The following is a 21,951-nucleotide window of genomic DNA, read 5'->3' as shown; positions in this document are numbered from 1 at the left end:
GATCGCAAGTCTTCCAAGATTGGCCGCTCGTTCCTGACTTCGAAAGGAGAAGGTCTCGGCCTACCAGAAGTTCTGCAAGTGGCTACGTCAGCACGACTGATCAGGATCTTGAAACCCAGCTCGCAAAGCTGAAATCCGAGGGGTGTGATGTCATTCGTTCGGAGAAGGTATCGGGCGCCAGCCGCGGACGCACCGAACTGGCAACGGTTTTGGAGTTCCTTCGGCTCGGCGATGAATTAGGTGGTGACCCGCCTTGACCGGCTCGGCCGCGATACCCGTGACGTGCTCAACCTCATCTACGAATGCGAGCAGAAGGGAGCTTTCGTGACCGTGCTCGACCCGCATATTTCGACCCGGGGCGAGATGGGCCACATCGTGCTGACGTAATGGGAATGGTAGCTCAGATGGAGCGGCGGTTCATTAGGGAACGCCAACCAGACGGTATTGAACAAGCAAAACGTGCATGGCATCTATAAGGGCGGGAAGCCGCGCCTGGATCGAGACCGTGTTATGGCGCTGCACGCTGATGGACTCGGCCCGGCTGGAATTGCGAAGGCGATCGGCTGCTCTAGGGTGCAAGTTTACCGCATCATTCAAGCGTGGGCATGATCGTGCTCGCGAGCCGCGCTCCCACTGGTCTTTCTGGGCAAAGCCAGTAAAGAGTTCCAGTTATATCCATCAGGAGCTATTTGATGTCAGACGAGATTAACGACGGCCCAAACCATTTGATCGAGCTTACCGCTGACATTGTATCTGCATATGTGAGTAAGAATGCAGTCACGGTCGCATCGTTACCGAGTCTGATCGAGAGCGTGAATTCATCACTATCGAAGATTAGACACCCGGCCGAACCGGAAAAGCCGGCCCAAGAACCCGCGGTCAACCCGAAGCGATCGGTATTCCCCGACTACATCGTCTGCCTTGAGGACGGGAAGAAGTTCAAGTCGCTGAAGCGTCATCTCAATGTGCATTATGGGCTGACGCCTGATGAGTACCGCGAGAAATGGGGCTTGGCGCGAGATTACCCGATGGTAGCTCCCAGCTACGCGGCGCAGCGGTCGGAGTTGGCGAAGTCAATTGGGCTAGGCCGGAAAGCGGCAGCAAGGCCAGTGAAGAAGGCTGCTCGGAAGCCGCGTTAGCTCAATTCCTGGATACAAACCGGCCTGTGTCGGCGCCAGCACGGGCTCCTAAGCTTGAGCGCCGCGTGAGGCTATGCCGGCGCATCACCCCGGACGGGTTTGTTCACGGCTCGACGGATAAAGAACGAGCGCTAGGAGGCTCTTTTCGCGAACGCCCACACCATTAGCGGGTATTCCTCGTCATTGCTCAGGTCCCGCCACATGCCATAGGCGCGGATTGGGCCGCCGATATGGGCACGGGCGCAGGCCTTGTTGCCCCAGCCGAAGGCCTGCACGTCGTCTTCGTGAAAACCGCCTTCGACCATCAATTGCCTCAAGCCCGCGGGCGTCCAGCGGTTGTAGTCGTGCGGGCGGGCATGCACACGGAACAGGAAAGGCGTCGCCACCATCGCCCAGCCGCCGGGCTTGGTCATGGCGTGGATGTTAGCGGCGGCCGCCTGCGGGCGCTGTACATGCTCCAGCACCTGGTCGGCGATGACGATGGAATACTGCTCATCGGTGCGATCCCGGCAGATGTCGAACTCCGGAAAATCGACCGAGCGGTAGTCCGGGCACAGCGCCCGCCAGTAGCGGTTCCAGCCCGGCGAAATCTCGATCACGTCGCGCGACTTGCGGTTCGCCGCTTCGAGGAAAACCGTGAAGGCTTCAATCTGGCGGATGCGCAGCCAGTTGCGGTTGTCATAGCGAAGCAGCCGCTTCACCGCGTGTTTGCCGCGATTTTTCAGGGCACCGGCAAGGCTTGTCATTCTCGACCTCCTCCTGCCCGCCGCTAAATCTCCTTATCCCGCAAACCGTACAAAAGAATGACGCGCGAAGGAGCCGGCGCTGACTGCGCCGTCCTCCCGCCGATCAGACTTCGATCAATAATTGCCGTTGTAGTAGCGGTCGTCACAGGGCGCGGTGTAGATGCGACCGTAGCGGTCCTGGTAGCGGCAGAGCTGGCCGCCGCGCGGCTCCTGTGGTGTCGTGGCACTGCCAACGACGGCGCCGAGCAGCGCGCCGCCTGCAGCACCGATCACAGTGCTCTTGGTGTTGCCACCGATCGCCTGGCCGACCAGCGCGCCGCCCGCGCCGCCCAGCAATGCGCCCGTGGTGGCCCGCTGCTGGCCCTCGGTCTGCGTCTCGCAGCCGGCAAGTGCCGCGGTCATCAGCACCGCCAGAATGGCCTTCTTGATGATCATCACTAGAACTCCTCTGAAGCCCCAGGGATTGGAAAACGGGGGCGGAAGCGCCAAGTGCGATCGCATTGCGGCGGAACGGCGGCGCGCCGGCTCACGAAGTGAATCACGGTTTCCCGGCAGTTGAACGCTATGGTTGCCAAACGGGAAAGGCGGCTCTCCCGGCAGTAGCCTTTCAGCGGGTCTTCAACGGAACCATGATGGTTGTAAGTTGCCGATGGTCGGCGTCTGCCATGACCTTCGCGAGGGAAGTGGGATCAGGAACAGCCTCGCCGTCGTCGATCAGACCTTCAACGTGGAAGGCCAAAGCTTGTTCGGCTAACTCGCGCGCCTCTTCGAGACTTGCACCAGCCGTGACGACGCCCGGAAAGTCGGGAAACGACACTCCGTGGTCGCTGGTCAGCTCTTTGTGGATCAGCCCGACGTATTGATGCATTCCAGTCTCCTTGCCTTAGGGCCGTCGACCGCTAATTTAACGTGCCGGCACGACGGTGCAAGGCGATGGACAAGTTTGCAGAGGCCGGCAACCTGCCCCAAGGGCGGCGAATGGTCCGCGCCGCGCAATACCTGCGAATGTCCACCGACCACCAGACTTATTCCCTCGATAACCAGAGGGATGCAATCCGCAGTTATGCCGAGGTCATGGGGTACGATATCGTTGCCACATACGAAGATCCCGGCCGAAGTGGATTGCATATGGAAAGCCGGCCCGGCCTCAAGAAGCTGCTATTCGACGTTGAACACGGGCTCGCCGATTTCGAGACGGTCGTAGTCTATGACGTGAGCCGCTGGGGCCGGTTCCAAAACATCGATGAAAGCGCCTCTTACGAATATCGATGCCAGATGGCCGGCGTTCGGATTGAGTTTTGCGCCGAGCAATTTGGGAATGACGGCACCGTCGGGTCGGACGTGCTCAAGGCCATTAAGCGCAGCATGGCAGCAGAGTACAGCCGGATGTTGTCACATAGGGTCTTTATGGGCCAGATGAGGGTGGCCGGGATGGGGTTCCACGTTGGTGGCCTGCAGGGGCTCGGACTAAGGCGCCTGATGATTGACCAGTTTGGACGGCCGAAGGTCATCCTAGCTCGCAATGAAAGCAAAAGCCTTCAAACAGACCGAGTCATTATTGTGCCGGGGCCGCCGGAGGAAATAGCTATTGTTCGATTGATCTTTCGCCTTTTTGTCGGGTCACACAAAACTGAACTTGAAATTGCAAGATATTTAAATGACCGAGGGAAGGTGAACGACTTCGGCCGGCGATGGAAGCGCGAAAGCGTGCGACGTGTCCTCACCAACGAGAAATATATTGGCAATAACGTTTGGAATCGCCGCTGCACCAAACTCAAAAGCAAGATGGTGTACAATCCCCCGGACCAATGGGTGAGGGCCGAGGACGCTTTTGCGCCGATCGTTAACCGCAGATTGTTCGACAAGGCGCAGAAAATACTGAAATCGCTGTACCTTCGTATGAGCGATGTTGAGATGCTGGCAGCCCTAAGAGATCTCTACAAACGCCATGGAAAACTATCTGATGCGATCATTAACGCAGCGCCCGAATGCCCTTCAAGCTGGCGTTATAGATCGCGTTTCGGAGGTCTGCTTAATGCATACAGGCTGATCGGTTGCCTGCCGCCAAGGAAGTGTCACTTCGTCGACCTCAACAAGCGCCTCGAAGGTACCCGCAATCGGGTAATGGAAGACCTGTTGGCTGCGATCAAAGACGTGGGCGGGCACGTCTCCTGTGACCCTGGAACGGAGCTCATCCGGATTAATGACGAGTTCACCGTAGTGATCGCGATCGCGCGTTGCCGCGTTTCGCACTCCGCCTATCCCCGCTGGTCTTCAAGGGCCGCGCGCGAGACCACGGCGGATATCTTCGTTCTCATCCGAATGCAGCCGGGCGATCTGGCCATTCGTGACTACCTGATCGCCCCAACGCATGAAATTGCCGAGATCAGAGGAAATTTCCATGTTAACAATGGGATGAAGCTGGATGCGTTTCTTTTCCGATCGCTAGGTCCGCTTGTTGCGCTGGCTGAGCGAGCATTCGTAGGGAGTGCTACATGACGGTGCGCCGCATAGCGTTAAGCTTGGAAGCCGCCGACCACATTTTGCAAAATAGCCGCACAAGACACGCCGCGCTGTTGGAGAAGATGTACGAGCCCAGCCGCTTGTTCACCGGCCCCTGGCTGTGCAGGACCTATAAAGCTGAATGCGAAAGAACGCTCAAGATGACAGCTGAGGCGAAGACCCCTCAGCATCGGCTGGAAACGATAGCTGGAGCGTTGCGAGATCCGTTGAAGCAGGAACAGTTCCGTCGCCTTCTATCGGCCGAAGGCCTCGCATTCGTGCCAAAGGCGCTGGCGGAGCGGGTCAGCGCCCAGCAACCCGCGCAAAGCCCGTGTCCATCTCTTGAACCAAAGCCATTGATCAACGGAATTTCTCCCGAAGTCCTCGATCTCCTGCAGGATTGGTATGTGCCGCCCCAGGTCTTCGCATCGTTGCGCAAGATGGTGCCGGAGAGGCAGCTCAAAGCGGCAAAGCTGATGATCGCTCTAAGGCGGGCTAACTTCCACTATGCGCAGCTTCTCAGCACACTTACTCCGGTGTCGCAGTTGGCGGATCCGTCCAGGCCGAGAAAGAAGTTTGCCGGCGTCACTGCCGATCAGCTGGCTGCCATGGAAGCTGAGTTTGGCCCGCTGAATGAAGAATTCCTGTACTGCGCCAGCTTTCGCGGTGTCTGGGGGCTAGAGCTAATGGCAGCAAGGTCCTATCTCGACCGGCTGATGGAGAACGCGCGGGCGGTTAGATACCTTGCGCAGAACTTCCCGGAGCAGCTCGCAACGTTTCAAGCGATCCTAGATATTCCAATGAATGGGGAGGCTCTGACACGCTATGCGAAAAAACGCGGATCGAAGCGCAAGCACCTTGTCTTTTGAGTAGTCGCCTTGGGGCAAGTTGGCCATCGGCCGCTACTCATCCCGCCAGATTACCCGCTTCTCCCCCCGGATCTGAACTAGGCGCCGATATCGGATCGTGTGCGCCTGTTCCCCGGTTGGATGGAATAGCTCAGCGTCCATCCACTCGCGGCTACCGCATTGCTGGCAACGCACCTTCTCCCTCACCTCGTCGATTGTGACATTGCCGATTACCTCGCGCAGCTCCAGCGGCTTGTAGAAACGCCGGAGGTTGCATTTGCCTCAGCGGATGCCACACGCCTGCCCAGCGTCATGGGCATGTGTCAGCGTCCACGCCGCACCTCGCGGCCATTTCTCGGGTTGTTCCGGCATGTGCTGAAGCCCGAAACCTTCGCAGCTATATAAGGCGCGAACTGCCTGCCATTCATCGCGCCCCTCATAAGATGGCCAAGCAATTGCGCGGCCTGTCCGACATTGGCCAAAAGAAGGCGATTGCGGAGCTGACGACGTCTTGGGTGATGGCCGTCTATTCGGAAGACCTGGATTTGCAGTTGTCCCTCACCGAGGCGATCCGCGACCAGGGCTGAAATCGATCTGAAGGAAGCCTACCGGGTGAAAGCGGATCATAACCAGCACTGATGGTCGCGCGCAGCCGCAGTATTCCGCCGCCAACGACCATCGATCGCGAGATGCCGCACTAGGTCGCCCTGCCCGACGACATCTGCACACGGAATAACTTCACCCTGATCCGCCGATTCCTCGAGCAACGCGGGGTGACCTGTCGGACCCGGTCGATGATCGCGATTTGGGAAGATGGCAAGCAGGAAGAATGGCGGCTGCACTGCTTTGCCGATCGCGCGGCCGCGATGGCCTTCTTTGAGCACTTCGGCGGGTTCATGTTCGATCCCAAGCATGACCGGGAGAATGGCCGAGCACGTGGCGCCTGGCGCCGCAAGGGCGTCTATCAGCGGATCTTCGAGATTAGACCTCTCAGTGTGCCGGAAATCCTGCGGAACTGAACTCAGGCGCGCTCTGGCCGTACCGTTTCAACGGATAACGATCCCGCCGGCAAGGGTCGCAACAACTCGCTTTCCGGTCTCGACAGATTCGAGCCAGACTCTCCAATTCTCAGGCTGAAGAACGACCACCTGCCGATTGTGATACGGCGTGACATCCGGCCCAGGGTCGGTCGTCAACATAGTGAAGGTGGGCGGCTTGTTGCCGGCCGCCTCACGACATCGGCGTAGGAAAAGCCTTCAACCGCGACGAGCACAAGCGCTGCGCGCTGTTCAGGCGCGAGTTGCTGAAGTGCTGAAAGCATTTCCGACGGGGCGTCTCGGTCGGACTGCTGCAAGGGGCTGATCCCACTCGTCGTTACCCATCTCGCCTGGACTGCTTCCTCATGGCGTTTAGCGCGGCGCAACTGATCCAGGAACTGATGGTACATAATCGCGAACAGGCAGTGGCGTGGCGCTTCAGCCGCGGCCCGGAACTGTAGGCTTGAAAGCGCTTGCTGGAGGCCGGTTTGCACGAGATCGTCGGCGGTGTCGCTGTCTAGTGTCAGCGCGCGCGCATAGCGGCGTAGTCGTGGAATTTCTTGGATGATCGCCTGCCCGCGATGGCTCGAACTTTGATTTCGATAATCCAGCTGCGCCTAAGTCCGTGGTGCTGGGCACGTCGCCATCGCCAGACCTGGAGGAACCTTTGGTCGACATGCAACGGACTCTCAGTCAGTTATCGCATTGCCGGTCGATGCGGCAATCTCGTGGTGGCCGATCACTTCGCGGATGACGAAGTTCAGGAATTTTTCCGCGAAGTCTGGGTCGAGATTTGCGTCCTTTGCCAGCTGGCGCAGACGGGCGATCTGCTGCTGTTCTCGCGCAGGATCGGCTGGCGGCAATCCATGCGTCGCCTTCAGCACACCAACCGTTGCCGTGCAGCGGAAGCGCTCGGCCAGGATATAGATGAGCGCCGCGTCGATGTTGTCGATCGAGGCGCGGCTGTCAGCTAGAACGATGCGCGCGCCGTCCATATCCTTTGCTTTGATCATGGCATGCTCACTTTCGTACTGTCGATTGTGTTGGTTAAGGCATTGAGCTGTGAACCCGATACCATTGAGGCCGCATCAGACGACACGCGTCTCTGTGCGGCCTTGAGTCGGACTGTGTTGTGGCGAACGCAGCAAATCAGCGACCGTTGCGGAGTCGTTGTCGAACAAGCCCAGAGTGCTTGCACGCAGCCGGGCGAGACCAAGCACGCCGTCGATGAAGGGCGTCGGCACCCCGACGACCAGGCCAATGTCATGAGTAACCGTCAGCAACGCATCGATCTCGACCGGCTTGCGAAGTTCGACATCCTGCAACATCGACATCTTGAACGCGCCGAGCGTCCGGATCTTTTCGATCATCATCGAGACGGGTGGATTGTCCGACACGCCGATCGCGGTGCCTATTTGTGCCGCCTCTTCCATCATCGAGACACAAAGCCGGTGAAGCAGCGGATCGCCGATGATACGATCGGATGTCGCTGTGGTCAGCAGGCTGATGGGATTCATGCTGAGGTTCGCCCAAAGCTTGAGCCAGATCTCACGCCGGATATCGAGGCTCTCCCGGCAATCGAAGCCGGCATCGCAGAGCCAGTCGGCAAGGCGTCTCAACCGAGGTGTCAGCCTGTTGTCCGGCTCACCGACAAAGAGCCGGCGGCCGCTTTGATGACGGACAATGCCGGGCTCATCGACGGAGGCCGCAACATACACCGCACAGCCGATCACGCTGGGTGCGGCGATGGCCTGGGCGATCATGCCACCTGGATCGATTGCCTCGAATTGATGTCCGGCAAGGGCGCCGTTGGCGTTGAGGAAAAACCACCAGGGCAGACCGTTCATCGCCGTGACCACGGCCGTTTCAGATCCAAGCAATGGACCGATGCGCCGCGCAATATCCGGCATTGAAGGCGCCTTCGCCGCAACGATCACATAGTCTTGCACGCCAAGCTCTGACGGATCGTCGCTGACCCGAACGGATGTCCGTAACACTTCGCCGTCGATCTTAAGCTGGAGTTCCCTGCCCTTAAGAGCTGCGAGGGTCTGACCTCGTGCTACCATGCTTACCCTGGCGCCACAACGCGCGAGAAGAGCGGCCATCGTCCCGCCTATGGCGCCGGCGCCGAAAATGCAGATTTTGGGTGAAGCGGGCATAAGATGTATCTCGCCTGTTGTCATTTGGGTGCTGCAAACGAGGCTAGATCGCCGGCGGATGAGCGTCGTGAGCCTGCCGCGCACCTTCACAGGTATGAGCGCGCACTGCTTGCCGGGCCGCCGCTCGCTTTTCGGAACTCGTGTGGGGATATCGAGCCAGCCAAGCACGCGCTTCCAGCGTTCCGCATGCTCGTCAGCCGCTTCTTTCAGGCCGGCAAACCCGCCTGGCATATGGTGATGCGCGTGCCGGTTGAGACAGGTTCCAGAAGATAGCCAATTCTCGTTTCCCGGCCCCCGAGCGATGGATGATCCCATTCGCTCTTTCGCGTCAGCACCATCCTGCGTGGCGCTTCGATCTCGATGAATTCGCCGCTGGCGGAGGTTAGGTCGCCAAATGACGAAGGCCATGTGCGGTGTGCGTATAATCGCTGGTACCGGCACGCACTAACCCGCCGAGGCGAGCACATGCTTATCAGGCAGTGCTGCGCAACTGATCGGCCGCATAACCAGCAATCTGCGCATATCCGTGCACGATCGCTTTGCGCTCCTCAAAGGAAGCGACTTCCTCGATATTGGCATTGGATCCCGAAAGCCGCGACACAACAAAATCGATCACGCGTTCCGGACCACCCTGGCGATTGCTCATGACGACAGAGTTAGCCTTGTCGCGCCGCTCCTGCTCGTACGCATCGAGTGCCCCAGCCATGTCGCCATTGGCTCTTACAAGCTGCACGGCAAGCGATTTCGCATCGAGGATCGCTTGCGCCGCACCGCTACCGCCATAGGGATACATCGGATGGGCGGCGTCGCCCATCAGCGTCACGCGACCAAAGCTCCATCGAGACAAGGGATTGCGATCGCACATGGCATATTCCCAGATATTCTCCGTGGCCGAGGCGAGCGCGTGGACGTCGAGATCGGGGACGACGAAGGTCTCAAGCATTTTTAGGCAGCGCGCGCGATCAGCCCGGCCTTGCCATTCTTGACGCCGATTCAATGGGCTGCCGTCTTCCGCCGCCCGATGAACCAAAACCCAGTTTGTAAGCAATGTGTCATCGGTCTCGCCGGCAGCTATCGGACACAGCACAAGGCGTGAGTCATTCGATCCCGCTATCACGAAATGTTTGCCGTCGCCGAATTTTGACCAGTTCGCCGTGCCGCGCCACATCAGGCGCCCGCTCCAGCGTGGCATGCCCTCGTCGGGGAACAGGATTCGGCGAAGCTGGGAATGGATGCCGTCACCACCGATCAGAACATCGCCTTTCACGGCGAACCGTTCACCCGATGCGGAAACAAATTGCGCTTGGACTTGGCCATCCGTTTTCGTACCAGGACGCAAAGGTGCGATCGACATGAACGCGACCGGGGGCTCGTGCTTCGAAGGCGTCATGAAGCAGGCGCTGCAGTCGGCCGCGGTGGATCGAGATTTGCGGATACGGCAGGCCCGCGCGCCGTCCGCGCGGCTCGTCCCACACAGTAAGTCCCTGAGCCGTGCGATAGAAGAGGCGGTCTGGTGCAATGCCAGACTGCTCCAGCACCGCAAGCAGGCCGATCTCATCGAAAGATGCGATTGCCTGAGGCATCAAATTGATGCCCACACCCAATTCCTGGATCGCCGCCGCCTGCTCGAACACCTCGCAGTCGATGCCGTGCTTGTTCAGAAAAAGCGCGGTGGTTAATCCTCCAATACCCGCACCGATGATGATCGCCTTCAAGGGATGTGGACGGGGCTCCTCATGTGAAGACGTGCGGGTGACAACGCGTTTTCCTGGCGTAACCTCTGTCCGCTCATCCTCACGCTCATGACCGTTCGAAAGTTCATTGACGGTTTTTTCGGGGTTCATCGTGCTTGCCTTCCTGTTTGCCGCGACGACCAGCCCTCCGAAGACGGCATCGAAATTGTGTGATCAACAATTTTCGGGAGTCAGTTCGACGCGGCCACGAGACTGTGCTGGCATTCATCCCTGCCCCCGAGACCTTGGCCTGCATCAGCCGTCAGTGCCAGCAATGCCTTCCGATCGGTCTTGCCAAGGCCATTGCGCGGAATCGACGGGACCACCTGCAGGCGCTCCGGCATCTTGTAGTCCGCGAGCTGTGTGCTCGCCGCGTCGAGGATGTCATTCTCGATTCCCGGGCGGAAGTCGTGCTCCAAATGCACGAAGCCGACGACGCGTTGTCCAAGAATATCGTCTGGAATTCCGGCGACGGCGGCATCCCGGACCGCGGGGTGGCTGGCCAGCACAGCCTCGACCTCGACCGGTGAAATGTTTGATCCGCCGCGGACAATGATGTCTTTCTTTCGACCCATGAACCACAGATTGCCCTCTTCATCCTGGCGCATCAAATCGCCGGTCTGATACCAGCCTTCGTTCGGCGCACCTTCGATCGCGTCCGGACCATTCCAATAGCCAACGCTGACATTGGGTCCGCGCAGCAGCACTTCACCAACTTCGCCCCGCGGCACGGTTGCCCCGGCATCATCGACCAGGCGCACTTGAGCGCCCGGAGCAATTCGGCTGATCGGCCCCGGCTGCAACCCGTAGGTAAGGGTGCCAACCGCCTCACTTGCTCCCCAAATCGAATAAAGCGGCAGGCCGAACTCGACATCGAACTCCAGCTGCAACTGCGGTCGACAAACGTCGCCGGCGGATGCACAGAAACGCAAGGTTTCGACATTCCGCCTGCGCAGCCGCTGAGCTTCCAGCGTAGCTGTCCACATGAACGTCAGTCCGAGCATCCAACCGCATCGGTACTGCTCGATGGCATCCAACACCGCGTCAGGATCGAAACGCTCGAACAACACCATTTGAGCGCCGTGATGCATGCATCCGATGAAGGAGAAAAGCCCGCCGGCATGTACCATGGGACAGGCAATGATCGCGGTACGGCTGCCGTCGACCCCGACATACTTGGTATTCTCGGCAGTTGCCGCCAGCGTCGAGAGGGTATGGATGACGAATTTGGGGATGCCGGTCGTCCCTGAAGTCGCGAGCAGCAGAGCAGGCGCGTCAATGTCGGAAGACACTGGAATTGACACCGGAACGCGCCAGAACAGATCCATCCGCAGCTCTGCCCATTGATGTACGCCGCCATCGTCACCTCGGCTGTCGGTGATAAAACACCGCTCCGGCGGGACTATTGATGAACTCAGAGTCCGAACCTCGCCGTAGAGATCGGCGTGCCCGACATAAAGTGTCGGCTGCAAACGCTGCAGCATGGCGTTGAGCTCGGGAGCCTTGAACCTGTTGTTCAGCGGGGCGGCGATGGCTCCAAGGTGCAAGCAGGCATAAACCGCCACGGCCAATTCGGGACAATTCGGCAGATGGAGCGCAACGCGATCACCCTTCTGAACGCCGCGTGCAGCCAACCCGTGCGCCACGCGACGCACTTCTCCCGCAAACCGGCCCAAGGTCCATTGGTCGCCGGCGGCGATGAACGCCGTGTCGTTTTGATTTCTTGCAGCTCGATCATACAATGTCTGGATCAGTGTCATAAACATCTCCTGTGATACGCGAACGCAGGTTTGTGCCTCAGCGCTATGCGATGAGGCCGGCGCGGTCGGCCACGTGTTCGAGCTCGACCGGCGTGCCGGCCCAGATCGTGCGGACGTGCTCGGTGATCAGCTCGATCGGCCAGTTCCACCACGCGATCCGCAGCAGCCGCTCGATGTCGTCGTCGGAGTAGCGACGGCGGATCAGCCGTGCGGGGTTGCCTCCAACCGTCGCGTATGGCGGCACATCGGAGGCGACGACCGCCCCGGCTCCGATGATCGCCCCATCACCGACGGTCACGCCGGGCATGATCACCGCGTCGCGCCCGATCCAGACGTCGTTGCCGATCACCGTGTCGCCGCGGCTCGCGATCCTGGGCAGCAGGTCGGCGGTGAGTTCGAGCCAGTCGCCCCCGAAGACGAAGAAAGGGTACGTGGTCGAACCGAGGATCGGGTGGTTGGCCGCCGACAGCAGAAAGCGGGCGCCGCTCGCAATCGCACAGAAGCGTCCGATGATCAGCCGCTCTGGCCCCGCCGTGTAGAGCACGTTGCGGGTCTCGAACGCGGTCGCGTCATCGGCGTGATTGTAGTAGGTGTACTCGCCGACCTCGATCTTCGGCGAGGTGACGAGGGGCTTCAGGAACACCGTGTTGCGCTCCTGGCCGTCGATCATACCTGGGATGACGATGTGGGTGGGATCAGGCGGCATTTTGTTGCTCCTTTTGTCGACGGTGATCGGGTGCTGTAGCGTCGCCGCAACTGCGCGAGCTTCGCGTCCGTCAGGTTGGATGTCGTGAGCCGGTGGCGCACATTCGCCGGTATTGACGCGCACCACCCGAACGCTACCAGGATCAAAGTCTGTTAGACGGACACTTGGGCGCCGGGTTACTTGTAAAAAATATAGTCGGCTGTGTAGTCGACGCGCTGCTCTGTTCCGACGGTCCGACATGCGCCGGTCGGCCCGGCTCCGCCAGAGGTGTTGACCCGTTGGACAAAACGCACGCCGGCAAATGTCCCCGAGGCTGGGGATTGGGTCGACAACAGCAGCCAGGCAACTGCGCCCGCTTTCGGAGCGGTTTCGCTTGCCAATACCTTGCCGGCGATCTTCGAGCCGTCGTTGGCTTCCCAGGTCGGACCGGCATAATGCTTGGCGAACGGCTTGCCATGTGCATCGACAAGTTCGGCCTCAGGAGATTTGAAGGCCCATTCGTTTGCGGATCCGTCGTGGCTGCAGACATATATCTGAACGCCCTTGGCCGCATATTTGCCGACCAGTGTGCTTCCCTGTGGAGGCTCGAGCTTGGCGGGAATGCCTTGAGCGACCGCTGAAACCGTTAAGAGCGCAAGAACAGCAACAGTGCGGCCGAGAATGGACTCGATAACCGTCGACATGGGAAGCCTACTTTCTTGAAGGATCGCTTTTCAATATTGCAGCGGGATACTCGTGGTCGGCGGGGCCCGGCACGATTGCGTCGCCTTCTCTGCCATCACGTCCACAGGCCTTTCGCGCTCCAATCCGGCCCAGCGTTTTGCAGAGACCGGATCGAAGGGACTGAGCGAGTGGGTCACGAGCAGGCGTGACGGATTCCATGCCGCCCAAGATATGTACCGGTGGCAGGGTCATAGGAACGATACAGCCTCTCGCAGTAGGCGGAGGTGCTGTCGTCATACGCCTGGTAGCTGCCGGGTCCCCGGAAAGGACCAAGGCCAAAAAACGCGTCAGAGCCGTCATGTCCGCGGAAACCATGAAAGTGGTGCCGGCGGCCGGAGCCATCATGGCCGGCCATGCCCCTGCCGTGATCGGCGCCATTGCCCGTAACGATCGGATCGTTGCCGCCGGCGCGATCACCGCCATGACCGCCATGGCCGTCACCCATGCCACCGCGAGCCATTGACGCCGTCGCTGAGCCGATGGCCAGCACCGAGCCCAATGCGATTACCGTAAAGATTGCTGTTGAGTTTCTCATAACACACTCCTTCGAAGTTAGACCTTCCGACCGGTCTCCGCCCGGTTCGGGCCCGCTTAGTCGAACGGACAGGCCGTCCTCGCCGCGCTGGATCACACGAATGAGAGAAGCTAGATCGCCGCAGGCTAGACGTCGTGAGCCGACAACGCACTTTCGCAGGTCCGAACGCGAACTATTTGAAAGCCACTTCTCGCTTTCGATATTCCGAACCAGGCGTCGGTGGAGCCCGGCACGAGCGCGCCGCCGTCTCGGCCACATTAATGCTTAGCCTTCGCGCACCAATCCGGTCCCTGGGCGTGCAGAGACCGGATTGAAGAAATGGATCATGACCAGCAGTAGCGAGCCCAGGCCGACCAAGATATGTATCGCTACCAAGGGTGAGAGAGCGATACGATCTTGCACCGGATGACGGCGTCGTTTCGGTCAATACCGGCTAAACAGCCAGAACGGATCAAAACCATCCGAGCGACGGTGATATTCGCGACCGGAGTCATGATTGCGGGCCATACTCATGCCGTCATCGGCGCCATTGCTCATGACAATTGAATTGCCGCTGCCGCCATGGCCATTGCCATCGGCGCCAGGACCCATTCCGCCATGACCATGGCCGCCCACGCCGCCGCGAGCCATCGACGCCGTCGCCGAGCCGATCACCAGCACGGTGCCCAACGCGATTGTCGTGAAGATAGCCGTTGCGTTTCTCATTACATACTCCTTCGAGGTTCAGGCCTCCCGACCGGTCTCCTCCCGGTCCTCGGCGCGCCTCGTCAGACGGGACCGTCCCGTCCTCCCCGCGCTGGATCACACGAATGAGGGAATTTAGTTCGCGGCAGGCTGGACGTCGTGAGTTGACGACGCACTTTCACTAGTCCGAGCACGCACTGATCATTCGCCGCTGCGATAAACTTCTTCTAAATGCGCGCCTGGCGCGTGACCGAAGCGGTGGCGAAATTTTCGTGCGAAATGCGTATAGTCGCGAAAGCCGCAGCTATAGGCGATCTCACTGAGAGGCTGGTTTGTCCTCAGTGACGCCCGGCGTTGCACGAGACGCGCGGCATGATCCAAGCGCAGCGAGAATACGAATTCACTGCAGGTCGAGCCGCGCTCCGTGAAGAGCTTCTGCAGATAGCGTAGCGAGATCCTGGCTTCCGCCGCAACCTCGTTAGGACCAAAATCCGGATCGGCGAAGCCGTTCTTGATGATATCGCAAATGCGCCTGAACAGCGTGTCCGACTGACGCGAACCGAGGTATGGGTCAGGCGGCGCGAAGAGTGCACCAACGAGATCATAGACTGCCAGCTGCATGTAAGAATCGGCCGGCGACGAGGTCGATTCTTCGTCTGCATCGGCCGCTCGAATGAGATTGAAGAGCAGACGCCCGGCAGTCGTTCCACTGGGCCGGTAAAACCCGCCCTGTGGCTCGAACCCAAGATGGGACACAAGCGACTGGCGCGGCAAGCTGAGAGCGACAGTATTCCATGGTTCGCCGTCGTCGGCGCTGTATGTCACAGGCCGGGCTGAATCGACGAGCGCAACATCGCCTGCAGCCAGCCGCACGGCTTGATCGTTGTGGACCATCGCCAACTGGCCACTGGCAGCAAAGAGCGTGAAGTAGTGATCTGCGCTATCGCGCCGAACATCCCGATTGGTCCGTTCAACCCTTGGCGCATTGGAACCAATGTCTAGTGTGGTAAGACCACGGACGCTGACGGGACGCACCCAACCCGAGAAATGGTTAGGTTCGACACCTTCCGAGTAATATCGGCCGCACTTCGTGCGAAGCGTATCTCTCCACTCCTCGAAATTCGATTGTAGCGTCCCGGAAAAGTCGTCGCTTTGAAACATATCGGCTCCATCTGGCGGCTCTCTGCTGCGCAACGCCTTAGCTAAGGCCGTTCTGCCGTAGCAGCCGGCCAAATGTCGGAGACGTGATGAATTGTGACCCGAAGCTCAATGAGTCTCGGCCGTCGCGAATGTCGCCTGCCTCACGGGTATGCTCGAGGCAATCGCGTTCAGCGAAAAACCCACACGCAGGCATTGCCGGGCGCAGGGCAACGAGGTGCGCGCCGGTACCGACTCCTGTGCGCTTCAGGCCCACGACATTTACCCGCCACCACCTTAAGCCTCGCTCCCTCAATTCAACAGCGTTGAAAGGGAAAACACATGGCCGACGACAACATCCTGAATGTCGAAGTTCTGAATTTTTCAAAGCCAGCCGTCCGGCGCATTGCCCCGCTGCCTTACAGGGATGATGGACGACGAATGCTTGACGGAAGCGTGCAGCCTAAGGCGGGTCACACCGGTTCGACGGCTGCCGATTTTCCCTCCCGCGGCACGGGTCTGGTGAAATCCGCCAAGAATTTGATGGCTTGGCTCAGGCATCGGCGTCGGGTTCGTCGCGACATCATTAAACTGATGCAATTGGACGACCGCCTGCTCGCGGACATCGGCCTAAGTCGCGGAGAGGTCCTTTACGCAGCCGTTCAGCACGGCCGCCTGCCGGAGCGCAGCTAACCAAATAGTGCGCGGTCGGACTCATCTTCATTCGAAATTTCGGCCCGACCTGGACGACGGCCCCGACCTGGCCGACGGCGAAGCTCGCCCCCCATCCTCAAGAATACCCACACACACACGGAGATCCAGTATGACATCGAGAATAACCGTGGGAACATCCGAGCTCGATGTTCGCATCCATGCCAACCAGCGCCAACTCGCTTCGGATATCCGACAATCCTACGATTTCATCGTCTGCGGATCGGGATCATCGGGTTCGGTGGTGGCGCGGCGCCTGGCAGAGACCGGCGACGCTTCGGTGCTGCTGCTCGAGGCCGGCGGGACCGATGACGTCCAAAGCGTTTGGGACCCGGGACAATGGCCGGCCAATCTCGGCACGGAACGCGATTGGGGTTTTGAGGCCCTGCCCAATCCTTCGCTCAACGGTCGTCGGCTGCCGCTCTCCATGGGCAAGCTGCTGGGCGGCGGCTCGAGCATCAATGTCACCAATTGGGCGCGCGGACATCAACACGACTGGGACTTTTTCGCGAAGGAGGCTGGCGATCCGGGTTGGGGCTATGAGGCCGTTCTCGGCATCTTTCGTAGCATTGAGGACTGGCAAGGGGCGCCAGATCCCCTGCGGCGCGGCAAGGGTGGTCTCGTTTATATCGAGCCGGCGCGCGATCCGCATCCTGTAGCACCTGCCGTGGTCGATGCCGCCCGAACCGTCGGCATTCCGACCTTCGACGATCACAACGGCCAGATGATGGAAGGCAAAGGCGGTGCCGCCTTGTTCAATCTGCGCATCCGCGACGGCCGGCGTCAATCGGTCTTTCGCACCTATACCTATCCCTATATGGATCGGCCGAACCTGACCGTCCTCACCGGCGCCCTGGTGACGCGCGTCATCCTGGAGGGTAAAAGCGCCGTCGGGGTGACGTTTGTCCACAAGGGTGTTATCCATCGGATCAAGGCACGCTGCGAGACAGTTCTTTCGCTCGGCGCCATCAACACGCCCAAGGTACTGATGCAATCGGGTATCGGCGATGGGCGCGAGTTGAGCGCGGCCGGCATCGAGGTGGTGCAGCATCTTCCGGGCGTGGGACGCAATTTTCAGGACCACATCGCAGTCCCCTGCGTTTTCGAATATCAGACGCCGCTCCCGCTTCGCAACAGCGGCGGAGAGGCAACCTTCTTCTGGAAAAGCGATTCCTCGCTCGCTACCCCGGATGTGCAGGGGCTCATGGGGGAGTTTCCCTTCTCGACTCCCGAAGTCGCCCATTTCGCGCCGCCTCCGGGCTCCTGGACGCTGCTGGCCAGCCTTGCACGCCCTGGCAGCCGCGGCAGATTGCGGATCACCGGGCCAAAGCCGTCCGATCCCATCGAGATCGCGGCCGACACGCTTTCCGATCCCGCCGACATGAAGGCGCTGACCCGCGGAGTGGAGCTTTGCCGCGAGATCGGCAACTCCTCCGCCATAAGGCCGTTCGTGAAGCGCGAGGTCATGCCTGGCAATCTGACGGGAAGCGCGCTCGAAAGCTTTGCTCGAGATGCCGCCTCGACGGTCCATCACCAGACCTGCACGGCGAAGATGGGGCGCGATGAGATGTCCGTCGTGGACGGTCGTCTCAAGGTCTATGGCATCGACAATCTGCGCATCGCCGATGGCTCGATCCTGCCGCGAGTGACCACTGGCAACACCATGGCGCCCTGCGTGATCATCGGCGAGAAGGCCGCGTCGTTCATCAAGAGCGCAGCGAAACTCGGGGAAGAGAACGGGCACGCCAAATCCCGGCTTAGGGCTTTCCGCGCAAGGAAGGCTCCTGAGATCAGGCGTCGTGAGCCCACGACGCCTGATCTTGATTCCCTGCGCCCCGCTCAGCTGTCGGTGACATCGAGTTCTGTCGAATGGGCGCCTGGCGGGTGACCGAAGCGATCACGAAATTTTCGGGCGAAATGCGTATAGTCGCGAAAGCCGCAGCTATAGGCGATCTCGCTGAGAGGTTGTTTCGTGCTTAGTGACGCCCGGCGCTGTACGAGGCGCGCGGCTTGATCCAAACGAACCGAAAATATGCAGTCGCTGCAGGTCGAGCCACGCTCCGTGAACAACTTCTGGAGATAGCGCAGAGAAATCCCCGCTTCGGCCGCTACCTCGTTGGGACCGAAATCCGGGTCGGCGGCGCCGTCCTTGATGATGCCGCAGATCCGCCGGAACAAAGTTTCCGAATGGCGTGAGCCGAACCATGGGTCGGATGGGGCAAACAGTGCGCCGACGAGGTCATAGACTACCAACTGCATGTAGGACTCGGCCGGCGACGAGGCCGATCCTTCGGCATGATCGGCTTCGCGAATGAGATCGAAGAGCAGACGCCCGGCAGACGTTCCGCCCTGTCTGAAAAGGCCACCCTCCGGCTCAAAACCTAGATATGAAACCAACGCCTGACGCGGCAGGGCAAGGGTGACGATATTACTTGGTCCGTCAGCGCAGTATGTCACTGGCCGAGACCCATCGACGAGCGCGACGTCGCCTTGAGCGAACCGTACAGCCTGATCGTTGTGGAGCATCGCCAACTCTCCATTGGCCTGAAAGTGAGCGAAGTAATGGTCTGCGCCATCGAGGCGAGCATCTCGGTAGGTCCGTTCAACCCGTGGAGCATTAGAACCAATATCTAGTGCGGTGAACCCTCGGACGGTGACAGGGCGAACCCAGCCAGCAAACTTATCGGGTTCGATACCTTCCGAGTAATACCGTCCAGACTTTGTGCGGAGCAGATCTCTCCAGGCCTCGAAATCCAATTGTGGCGCTGAGATAGCATCGTCGCTTTGAAACATCTTTGGCTCCATTTTTGTGGTTTCTCTGCATGAACGACTCGCAGCCGGTCTTTCTGCGATCTGTACCGTCAAAATCGCAGAGGCGTGATGAACAGTGAGCGAAGCTCAGCGATCTCTCGGCCTACGCGAACGGTTCCGGCCAATTCGCTTGACGGGACGCGCTGCGGAGGCTGCACCTTCCGCGCCGCTCCTTTATCCGAAGCCTCGTCAGGCGCTCTGCCGCCCGGCGGCTTCCAGGATGAGCTGAGCAATCTCATGCGGATGAGAAATCAACGACAAGTGGCTTGCCTTCACCTCTATGGTCTTTGCGTTCATGCGCTTGGCCATGAAGCGCTCGAGATCCGGGTTGATCGTGCGATCCTCGGTCGAGACGGCGTACCAGCTTGGCTTCGAGCGCCAGGCCGCTTGCGTCGTCTTTCCGGAGAATAGCTGGTCCGAGATCGGTGCCTGCACGGCATAAAGGATGCGCGCCTTCTCGCTAGGAAGATCGCCGGCGAAATCTCGCAGGAAAGCCTCTTCTCCGAGCTTGCCATAGCCTCCGGACCAGACAAGGCCGGCGGAGGCGGGCGGCGCAGGGAAAGTCTTGGCGAGCGCCGTATAGTCTTCGGCGGCATCCGGCGCGCGGGCCGCGACGTAGACGAGCGAGGAAACCTTCGGATCGATCCCTGCCTCGGTGACGATCATGCCGGCAAAGGAATGTCCGACAAGTATGGTCGGTCCATCCTGAAGGGCGATCGCGCGACGCGTTGCCTCGACGCCCGCCTCCAGGGTGGTCAGCGGATGTTGGACAGCGGTAGCGTTGAAGCCGGCCTTCTGAAGAATTCCAATCACCTCCGACCAGGACGAGCCATCGGCATACGCGCCATGGACCAGGACAACATTGCGAATCTTGGAGCCCGTCTGCGCTCGTGCCTTGTCGGCGCCAGTCAACAAAGTTGTTGCCATTCCAGCGGCGAGTGCGGTGGAGAAAGTACGTCTATTTAGCATGTCGTGAACTCCTTGGGAGGGTGGCAGACTTGGATCCAATTGGCATCAAATCTCGAGCCAGATGAGCCGCACTCATGCCGCCCATGCCCAAGCTTCGCAGCCTACCGGGGCTTCGTTACGGCCGTCACCGCTTCGTGATCTTCGCCTCGTGTTCAATGAAGAGGTCTGCTCACGATCTCGTCGACTTGCGCCCCTGTCGTCTGGCAGCGATCGGCGGCCCATGCGCTAAGTTCTATCCAGAACGCGGTCTGGAGTTTTGCCGAGAGGTGTCGGATCGAACACGACGCGCAGCGATTTTATCCGGCCATCGCTGATCGTGAACCATCCGCAACAGAATATCGGCGTACTTGGCCTTGAGGGCAGAGCAAGGTAGTATTGGCACGCAACCTCGTCGCCTTCGACGAGACACTTCACTGTCGTCTGTTGAGCACCGAGGCGCGCCATGGCGGCGATATATGCATCAGGCCCATCGATTGGCGGACCGAACATCCCAACAAAATGCAGATCATCCGCCAGATAGCTCCGCGCACGCACCAGATCGCGTGCGTTGAGCGCTTCAGCGAGGCAAGTGACCAGGCTTCTTTCGAAGTCATCCGTTCTCATTTCTGTTCTCCGAGGTGCGTAGTCAGCAAGCCAGTATCGGCCCCAGCCAGGTCTCGAACCGGTCGCTTCATGCACTTTGGTTCCACGCCTAGATCACGCGCTGTCGGAAGTCGGGAGCCGATGACGCACTCGCGTGGGCTTCTGAGCGCACTGTGACTACGGCAAGCTCGGATCGGAGCGGAACCTACTTGGACAGAGTTAGTCCCCGAAGCTACCCTGGTTTGTAAATTCGCTCAGCCTCTGGATCATCCACGGAATAACCTATCTCCCTAAGCTCATCCCAAGCCTGGTCGGGCACCTTCACAGTGGCCCAATCGAGGGTCTGAGCGACTCTTTCGGGCTTGGAAACACCTGCAACGGTCGAGGTTATCCTCGGGTCATTCAGCGAGAACTGAATCGCCACCGCGCCGGGAGCAACGCCATGCTTTTTGCACACGGCCTCGACCTCACGCACAGGCGTCAGTCTAACTTGGTCAATCTCTTGATACGTAATCCGAGAAACAGCCGAGCTTCCCTTTGCCAAAACGCCACCGGCATAGGGAGCCGCATTGAGCACAGCTATTCCCCTTTCGTTGGCTAGGTCAAATAGGTCACTTGCCGACCTGTTCAAAAGTGTGAAGCGATTGTGGTTGAGCAAGACGTCAAACGGCCTGTCTCTCACGATCGGCAGCATGATATCGAGACGGCCCATTGCCAGCCCCACCGCGGTCGCCAGACCTTCCTCTTTTATCCGAAACAATTCATCGAGCGCGCCGCCTGGCCGCGTGATCTCGCCGATTTCGGCGGAATGCTCAGGGTCGTGAAGGTGCAGTATGTGAACGCGATCGAGACCGAGCGCCAGAAGGCTCTCCTCGAGCGACTGCCTAGCGCGACCGGCGTCGAAGCGGCCTGTACCCATATCCCGGTCTAATTTCGTCGAAAGCACAAATCCTGGAGGAAGACCTCCGCGCTCCCTGATCACCGTTCCAATCCGCTCCTCGCTGCGGCCAAAGCCGTAGTTGCGGGATGTGTCCATGAAATTGACCGGACCGTCGAAAATCGCTCGGATGGTCACAAGGGCGGTGGCTTCGTCGACGCTATAGCCATACGTGTCCGGCATCCCGCCGAGTGGAGCTGTTCCGAAACAGATCTCGGTAACTTCCAATCCA

25 protein-coding genes and 3 pseudogenes are annotated in these 21,951 nt (G+C 59.7%); 9 read left to right on the top strand and 19 right to left on the bottom strand.

The window, feature by feature from the left end:
- The first annotated feature begins 128 nt into the window (after window positions 1-128).
- Together FJ417_RS33700 and FJ417_RS27760 are read left to right on the top strand one after the other, a co-directional pair.
- A pseudogene (locus FJ417_RS33700) lies at window positions 129-609 on the top strand (recombinase family protein).
- 83 nt (window positions 610-692) lie between these two features.
- The gene (locus FJ417_RS27760; protein WP_140785632.1) at window positions 693-1,139 is read left to right on the top strand and encodes a MucR family transcriptional regulator; all 447 of its coding nucleotides are present in this window, start codon (window positions 693-695) and stop codon (window positions 1,137-1,139) included.
- A gap of 131 nt (window positions 1,140-1,270) precedes the next feature.
- Here FJ417_RS27760 and FJ417_RS27755 read toward each other — a convergent pair whose 3' ends face one another.
- From FJ417_RS27755 to FJ417_RS27745, 3 genes and pseudogenes are all read right to left on the bottom strand, one after another.
- Complete coding sequence (locus FJ417_RS27755) at window positions 1,271-1,885, bottom strand: methyltransferase domain-containing protein (protein WP_140785631.1); 615 nt, start codon at window positions 1,883-1,885, stop codon at window positions 1,271-1,273.
- Window positions 1,886-1,999: 114 nt separating this feature from the next.
- Window positions 2,000-2,320 carry a YMGG-like glycine zipper-containing protein gene (locus FJ417_RS27750; protein WP_140785630.1) on the bottom strand — a complete coding sequence of 107 codons (321 nt, stop codon included), beginning with the start codon at window positions 2,318-2,320 and terminating at the stop codon, window positions 2,000-2,002.
- A gap of 178 nt (window positions 2,321-2,498) precedes the next feature.
- Window positions 2,499-2,753: pseudogene (locus FJ417_RS27745) on the bottom strand (type II toxin-antitoxin system HicB family antitoxin); the annotation flags it as partial.
- A 65-nt stretch (window positions 2,754-2,818) separates the two neighbouring features.
- On the opposite strand from FJ417_RS27745, the gene FJ417_RS27740 reads away from it, so the two are divergent.
- The 4 genes from FJ417_RS27740 (at window position 2,819) to FJ417_RS27730 (ending at window position 6,254) form a co-directional block, all read left to right on the top strand.
- Window positions 2,819-4,384 (top strand): recombinase family protein, encoded by a 1,566-nt coding sequence (locus tag FJ417_RS27740; RefSeq protein WP_140785628.1) that lies wholly within the window; start codon window positions 2,819-2,821, stop codon window positions 4,382-4,384.
- Window positions 4,381-5,256 (top strand): plasmid partitioning protein RepB C-terminal domain-containing protein, encoded by an 876-nt coding sequence (locus tag FJ417_RS27735; protein ID WP_140645622.1) that lies wholly within the window; start codon window positions 4,381-4,383, stop codon window positions 5,254-5,256. Before FJ417_RS27740 ends, FJ417_RS27735 begins: the two co-directional genes overlap by 4 nt.
- A 422-nt stretch (window positions 5,257-5,678) precedes the next feature.
- Window positions 5,679-5,822 (top strand): hypothetical protein, encoded by a 144-nt coding sequence (locus tag FJ417_RS33265; RefSeq protein ID WP_181183317.1) that lies wholly within the window; start codon window positions 5,679-5,681, stop codon window positions 5,820-5,822.
- Window positions 5,823-6,029: 207 nt separating this feature from the next.
- The gene (locus FJ417_RS27730; protein ID WP_140785627.1) at window positions 6,030-6,254 is read left to right on the top strand and encodes a hypothetical protein; all 225 of its coding nucleotides are present in this window, start codon (window positions 6,030-6,032) and stop codon (window positions 6,252-6,254) included.
- A gap of 2 nt (window positions 6,255-6,256) precedes the next feature.
- Here FJ417_RS27730 and FJ417_RS27725 read toward each other — a convergent pair.
- The 10 genes and pseudogenes from FJ417_RS27725 to FJ417_RS33690 form a co-directional block, all read right to left on the bottom strand.
- Window positions 6,257-6,470, bottom strand: a pseudogene (locus FJ417_RS27725) (SOS response-associated peptidase family protein); the annotation flags it as partial.
- 491 nt (window positions 6,471-6,961) lie between these two features.
- Window positions 6,962-7,285: a chorismate mutase gene (locus FJ417_RS27715; protein ID WP_140785625.1), complete on the bottom strand. Its 324-nt coding sequence runs from the start codon at window positions 7,283-7,285 to the stop codon at window positions 6,962-6,964.
- Between the two features lie 75 nt (window positions 7,286-7,360).
- Window positions 7,361-8,746: a 2-dehydropantoate 2-reductase gene (locus tag FJ417_RS27710; protein ID WP_348639954.1), complete on the bottom strand. Its 1,386-nt coding sequence runs from the start codon at window positions 8,744-8,746 to the stop codon at window positions 7,361-7,363.
- The gene (locus tag FJ417_RS33970) at window positions 8,638-8,898 is read right to left on the bottom strand and encodes an SRPBCC domain-containing protein (RefSeq protein ID WP_348639953.1); all 261 of its coding nucleotides are present in this window, start codon (window positions 8,896-8,898) and stop codon (window positions 8,638-8,640) included. Before FJ417_RS33970 ends, FJ417_RS27710 begins: the two co-directional genes overlap by 109 nt.
- Window positions 8,899-8,903: 5 nt before the next feature.
- Entirely contained in the window at window positions 8,904-9,785 is an 882-nt protein-coding gene (locus FJ417_RS27700; RefSeq protein ID WP_181183315.1) for an FAD-dependent monooxygenase, read from the bottom strand.
- On the bottom strand, window positions 9,709-10,275 hold the full coding sequence (locus FJ417_RS27695; RefSeq protein ID WP_140785623.1) for an FAD-dependent monooxygenase: 567 nt from the start codon (window positions 10,273-10,275) through the stop codon (window positions 9,709-9,711). Before FJ417_RS27695 ends, FJ417_RS27700 begins: the two co-directional genes overlap by 77 nt.
- 80 nt (window positions 10,276-10,355) lie before the next feature.
- Window positions 10,356-11,924 carry a class I adenylate-forming enzyme family protein gene (locus FJ417_RS27690; RefSeq protein WP_181183314.1) on the bottom strand — a complete coding sequence of 523 codons (1,569 nt, stop codon included), beginning with the start codon at window positions 11,922-11,924 and terminating at the stop codon, window positions 10,356-10,358.
- 43 nt (window positions 11,925-11,967) lie between these two features.
- The gene (locus FJ417_RS27685; RefSeq protein WP_140785621.1) at window positions 11,968-12,630 is read right to left on the bottom strand and encodes a CatB-related O-acetyltransferase; all 663 of its coding nucleotides are present in this window, start codon (window positions 12,628-12,630) and stop codon (window positions 11,968-11,970) included.
- Window positions 12,631-12,806: 176 nt separating this feature from the next.
- A complete protein-coding gene (locus FJ417_RS27680; RefSeq protein ID WP_140785620.1) occupies window positions 12,807-13,313 on the bottom strand; it encodes a DUF3455 domain-containing protein in 507 nt (168 codons plus the stop codon).
- Between the two features lie 173 nt (window positions 13,314-13,486).
- Window positions 13,487-13,708: a BA14K family protein gene (locus FJ417_RS33690; RefSeq protein WP_246687566.1), complete on the bottom strand. Its 222-nt coding sequence runs from the start codon at window positions 13,706-13,708 to the stop codon at window positions 13,487-13,489.
- On the opposite strand from FJ417_RS33690, the gene FJ417_RS33685 reads away from it, so the two are divergent.
- Window positions 13,652-13,816, top strand: a complete 165-nt coding sequence (locus FJ417_RS33685; protein ID WP_246687569.1) for a hypothetical protein — start codon at window positions 13,652-13,654, stop codon at window positions 13,814-13,816. The two genes, FJ417_RS33690 and FJ417_RS33685, sit on opposite strands and share 57 nt — an antisense overlap.
- A 495-nt stretch (window positions 13,817-14,311) precedes the next feature.
- On the opposite strand, the gene FJ417_RS27670 is transcribed toward FJ417_RS33685, so the two are convergent.
- Window positions 14,312-14,593, bottom strand: coding sequence for a hypothetical protein (locus FJ417_RS27670; RefSeq protein WP_140785618.1), 282 nt, complete (start codon window positions 14,591-14,593; stop codon window positions 14,312-14,314).
- 180 nt (window positions 14,594-14,773) lie between these two features.
- Window positions 14,774-15,733 (bottom strand): helix-turn-helix domain-containing protein, encoded by a 960-nt coding sequence (locus FJ417_RS27665; RefSeq protein WP_140785617.1) that lies wholly within the window; start codon window positions 15,731-15,733, stop codon window positions 14,774-14,776.
- A gap of 318 nt (window positions 15,734-16,051) precedes the next feature.
- Here FJ417_RS27665 and FJ417_RS27660 point away from each other — a divergent pair, with 318 nt between their 5' ends.
- Window positions 16,052-16,402: a DUF1127 domain-containing protein gene (locus tag FJ417_RS27660; RefSeq protein WP_210240672.1), complete on the top strand. Its 351-nt coding sequence runs from the start codon at window positions 16,052-16,054 to the stop codon at window positions 16,400-16,402.
- Window positions 16,403-16,532: 130 nt separating this feature from the next.
- Entirely contained in the window at window positions 16,533-18,308 is a 1,776-nt protein-coding gene (locus tag FJ417_RS27655) for a GMC family oxidoreductase N-terminal domain-containing protein (RefSeq protein WP_140785652.1), read from the top strand.
- Here FJ417_RS27655 and FJ417_RS27650 read toward each other — a convergent pair.
- The 4 genes from FJ417_RS27650 to FJ417_RS27635 form a co-directional block, all read right to left on the bottom strand.
- The gene (locus FJ417_RS27650; protein ID WP_181183313.1) at window positions 18,260-19,213 is read right to left on the bottom strand and encodes a helix-turn-helix domain-containing protein; all 954 of its coding nucleotides are present in this window, start codon (window positions 19,211-19,213) and stop codon (window positions 18,260-18,262) included. The two genes, FJ417_RS27655 and FJ417_RS27650, sit on opposite strands and share 49 nt — an antisense overlap.
- A 207-nt stretch (window positions 19,214-19,420) precedes the next feature.
- Window positions 19,421-20,200 (bottom strand): alpha/beta hydrolase, encoded by a 780-nt coding sequence (locus tag FJ417_RS27645; RefSeq protein WP_140785615.1) that lies wholly within the window; start codon window positions 20,198-20,200, stop codon window positions 19,421-19,423.
- A 225-nt stretch (window positions 20,201-20,425) separates the two neighbouring features.
- Entirely contained in the window at window positions 20,426-20,803 is a 378-nt protein-coding gene (locus tag FJ417_RS27640; protein ID WP_140785614.1) for a nuclear transport factor 2 family protein, read from the bottom strand.
- 211 nt (window positions 20,804-21,014) lie between these two features.
- Entirely contained in the window at window positions 21,015-21,947 is a 933-nt protein-coding gene (locus FJ417_RS27635) for an aldo/keto reductase (RefSeq protein WP_246687561.1), read from the bottom strand.
- Window positions 21,948-21,951: the final 4 nt, after the last annotated feature.

This window comes from Mesorhizobium sp. B3-1-7 (assembly GCF_006439385.1).
Taxonomy (GTDB): domain Bacteria; phylum Pseudomonadota; class Alphaproteobacteria; order Rhizobiales; family Rhizobiaceae; genus Mesorhizobium.
The sequence above is the reverse complement of the archived record's forward strand: the minus strand, read 5'-3'. Positions and strand labels throughout refer to the sequence as shown.

Coding starts and splice junctions, on each gene's coding strand:
- FJ417_RS27650 (WP_181183313.1), bottom strand. CDS start 19,213: ATGTTTCAAAGCGACGATGCTATCTCAGCGCCACAATTGGATTTCGAG.
- FJ417_RS27655 (WP_140785652.1), top strand. CDS start 16,533: ATGACATCGAGAATAACCGTGGGAACATCCGAGCTCGATGTTCGCATC.
- FJ417_RS33265 (WP_181183317.1), top strand. CDS start 5,679: ATGGCCAAGCAATTGCGCGGCCTGTCCGACATTGGCCAAAAGAAGGCG.
- FJ417_RS27670 (WP_140785618.1), bottom strand. CDS start 14,593: ATGAGAAACGCAACGGCTATCTTCACGACAATCGCGTTGGGCACCGTG.
- FJ417_RS33690 (WP_246687566.1), bottom strand. CDS start 13,708: ATGGCCGGCCATGATGGCTCCGGCCGCCGGCACCACTTTCATGGTTTC.
- FJ417_RS27700 (WP_181183315.1), bottom strand. CDS start 9,785: ATGTCGATCGCACCTTTGCGTCCTGGTACGAAAACGGATGGCCAAGTC.
- FJ417_RS27640 (WP_140785614.1), bottom strand. CDS start 20,803: ATGAGAACGGATGACTTCGAAAGAAGCCTGGTCACTTGCCTCGCTGAA.
- FJ417_RS27760 (WP_140785632.1), top strand. CDS start 693: ATGTCAGACGAGATTAACGACGGCCCAAACCATTTGATCGAGCTTACC.
- FJ417_RS27750 (WP_140785630.1), bottom strand. CDS start 2,320: ATGATCATCAAGAAGGCCATTCTGGCGGTGCTGATGACCGCGGCACTT.
- FJ417_RS27755 (WP_140785631.1), bottom strand. CDS start 1,885: ATGACAAGCCTTGCCGGTGCCCTGAAAAATCGCGGCAAACACGCGGTG.
- FJ417_RS27690 (WP_181183314.1), bottom strand. CDS start 11,924: ATGACACTGATCCAGACATTGTATGATCGAGCTGCAAGAAATCAAAAC.
- FJ417_RS33685 (WP_246687569.1), top strand. CDS start 13,652: ATGTCCGCGGAAACCATGAAAGTGGTGCCGGCGGCCGGAGCCATCATG.
- FJ417_RS27660 (WP_210240672.1), top strand. CDS start 16,052: ATGGCCGACGACAACATCCTGAATGTCGAAGTTCTGAATTTTTCAAAG.
- FJ417_RS33970 (WP_348639953.1), bottom strand. CDS start 8,898: ATGTGCTCGCCTCGGCGGGTTAGTGCGTGCCGGTACCAGCGATTATAC.
- FJ417_RS27715 (WP_140785625.1), bottom strand. CDS start 7,285: ATGATCAAAGCAAAGGATATGGACGGCGCGCGCATCGTTCTAGCTGAC.
- FJ417_RS27710 (WP_348639954.1), bottom strand. CDS start 8,746: ATGGGATCATCCATCGCTCGGGGGCCGGGAAACGAGAATTGGCTATCT.
- FJ417_RS27645 (WP_140785615.1), bottom strand. CDS start 20,200: ATGCTAAATAGACGTACTTTCTCCACCGCACTCGCCGCTGGAATGGCA.
- FJ417_RS27685 (WP_140785621.1), bottom strand. CDS start 12,630: ATGCCGCCTGATCCCACCCACATCGTCATCCCAGGTATGATCGACGGC.
- FJ417_RS27730 (WP_140785627.1), top strand. CDS start 6,030: ATGATCGCGATTTGGGAAGATGGCAAGCAGGAAGAATGGCGGCTGCAC.
- FJ417_RS27680 (WP_140785620.1), bottom strand. CDS start 13,313: ATGTCGACGGTTATCGAGTCCATTCTCGGCCGCACTGTTGCTGTTCTT.
- FJ417_RS27740 (WP_140785628.1), top strand. CDS start 2,819: ATGGACAAGTTTGCAGAGGCCGGCAACCTGCCCCAAGGGCGGCGAATG.
- FJ417_RS27665 (WP_140785617.1), bottom strand. CDS start 15,733: ATGTTTCAAAGCGACGACTTTTCCGGGACGCTACAATCGAATTTCGAG.
- FJ417_RS27695 (WP_140785623.1), bottom strand. CDS start 10,275: ATGAACCCCGAAAAAACCGTCAATGAACTTTCGAACGGTCATGAGCGT.
- FJ417_RS27735 (WP_140645622.1), top strand. CDS start 4,381: ATGACGGTGCGCCGCATAGCGTTAAGCTTGGAAGCCGCCGACCACATT.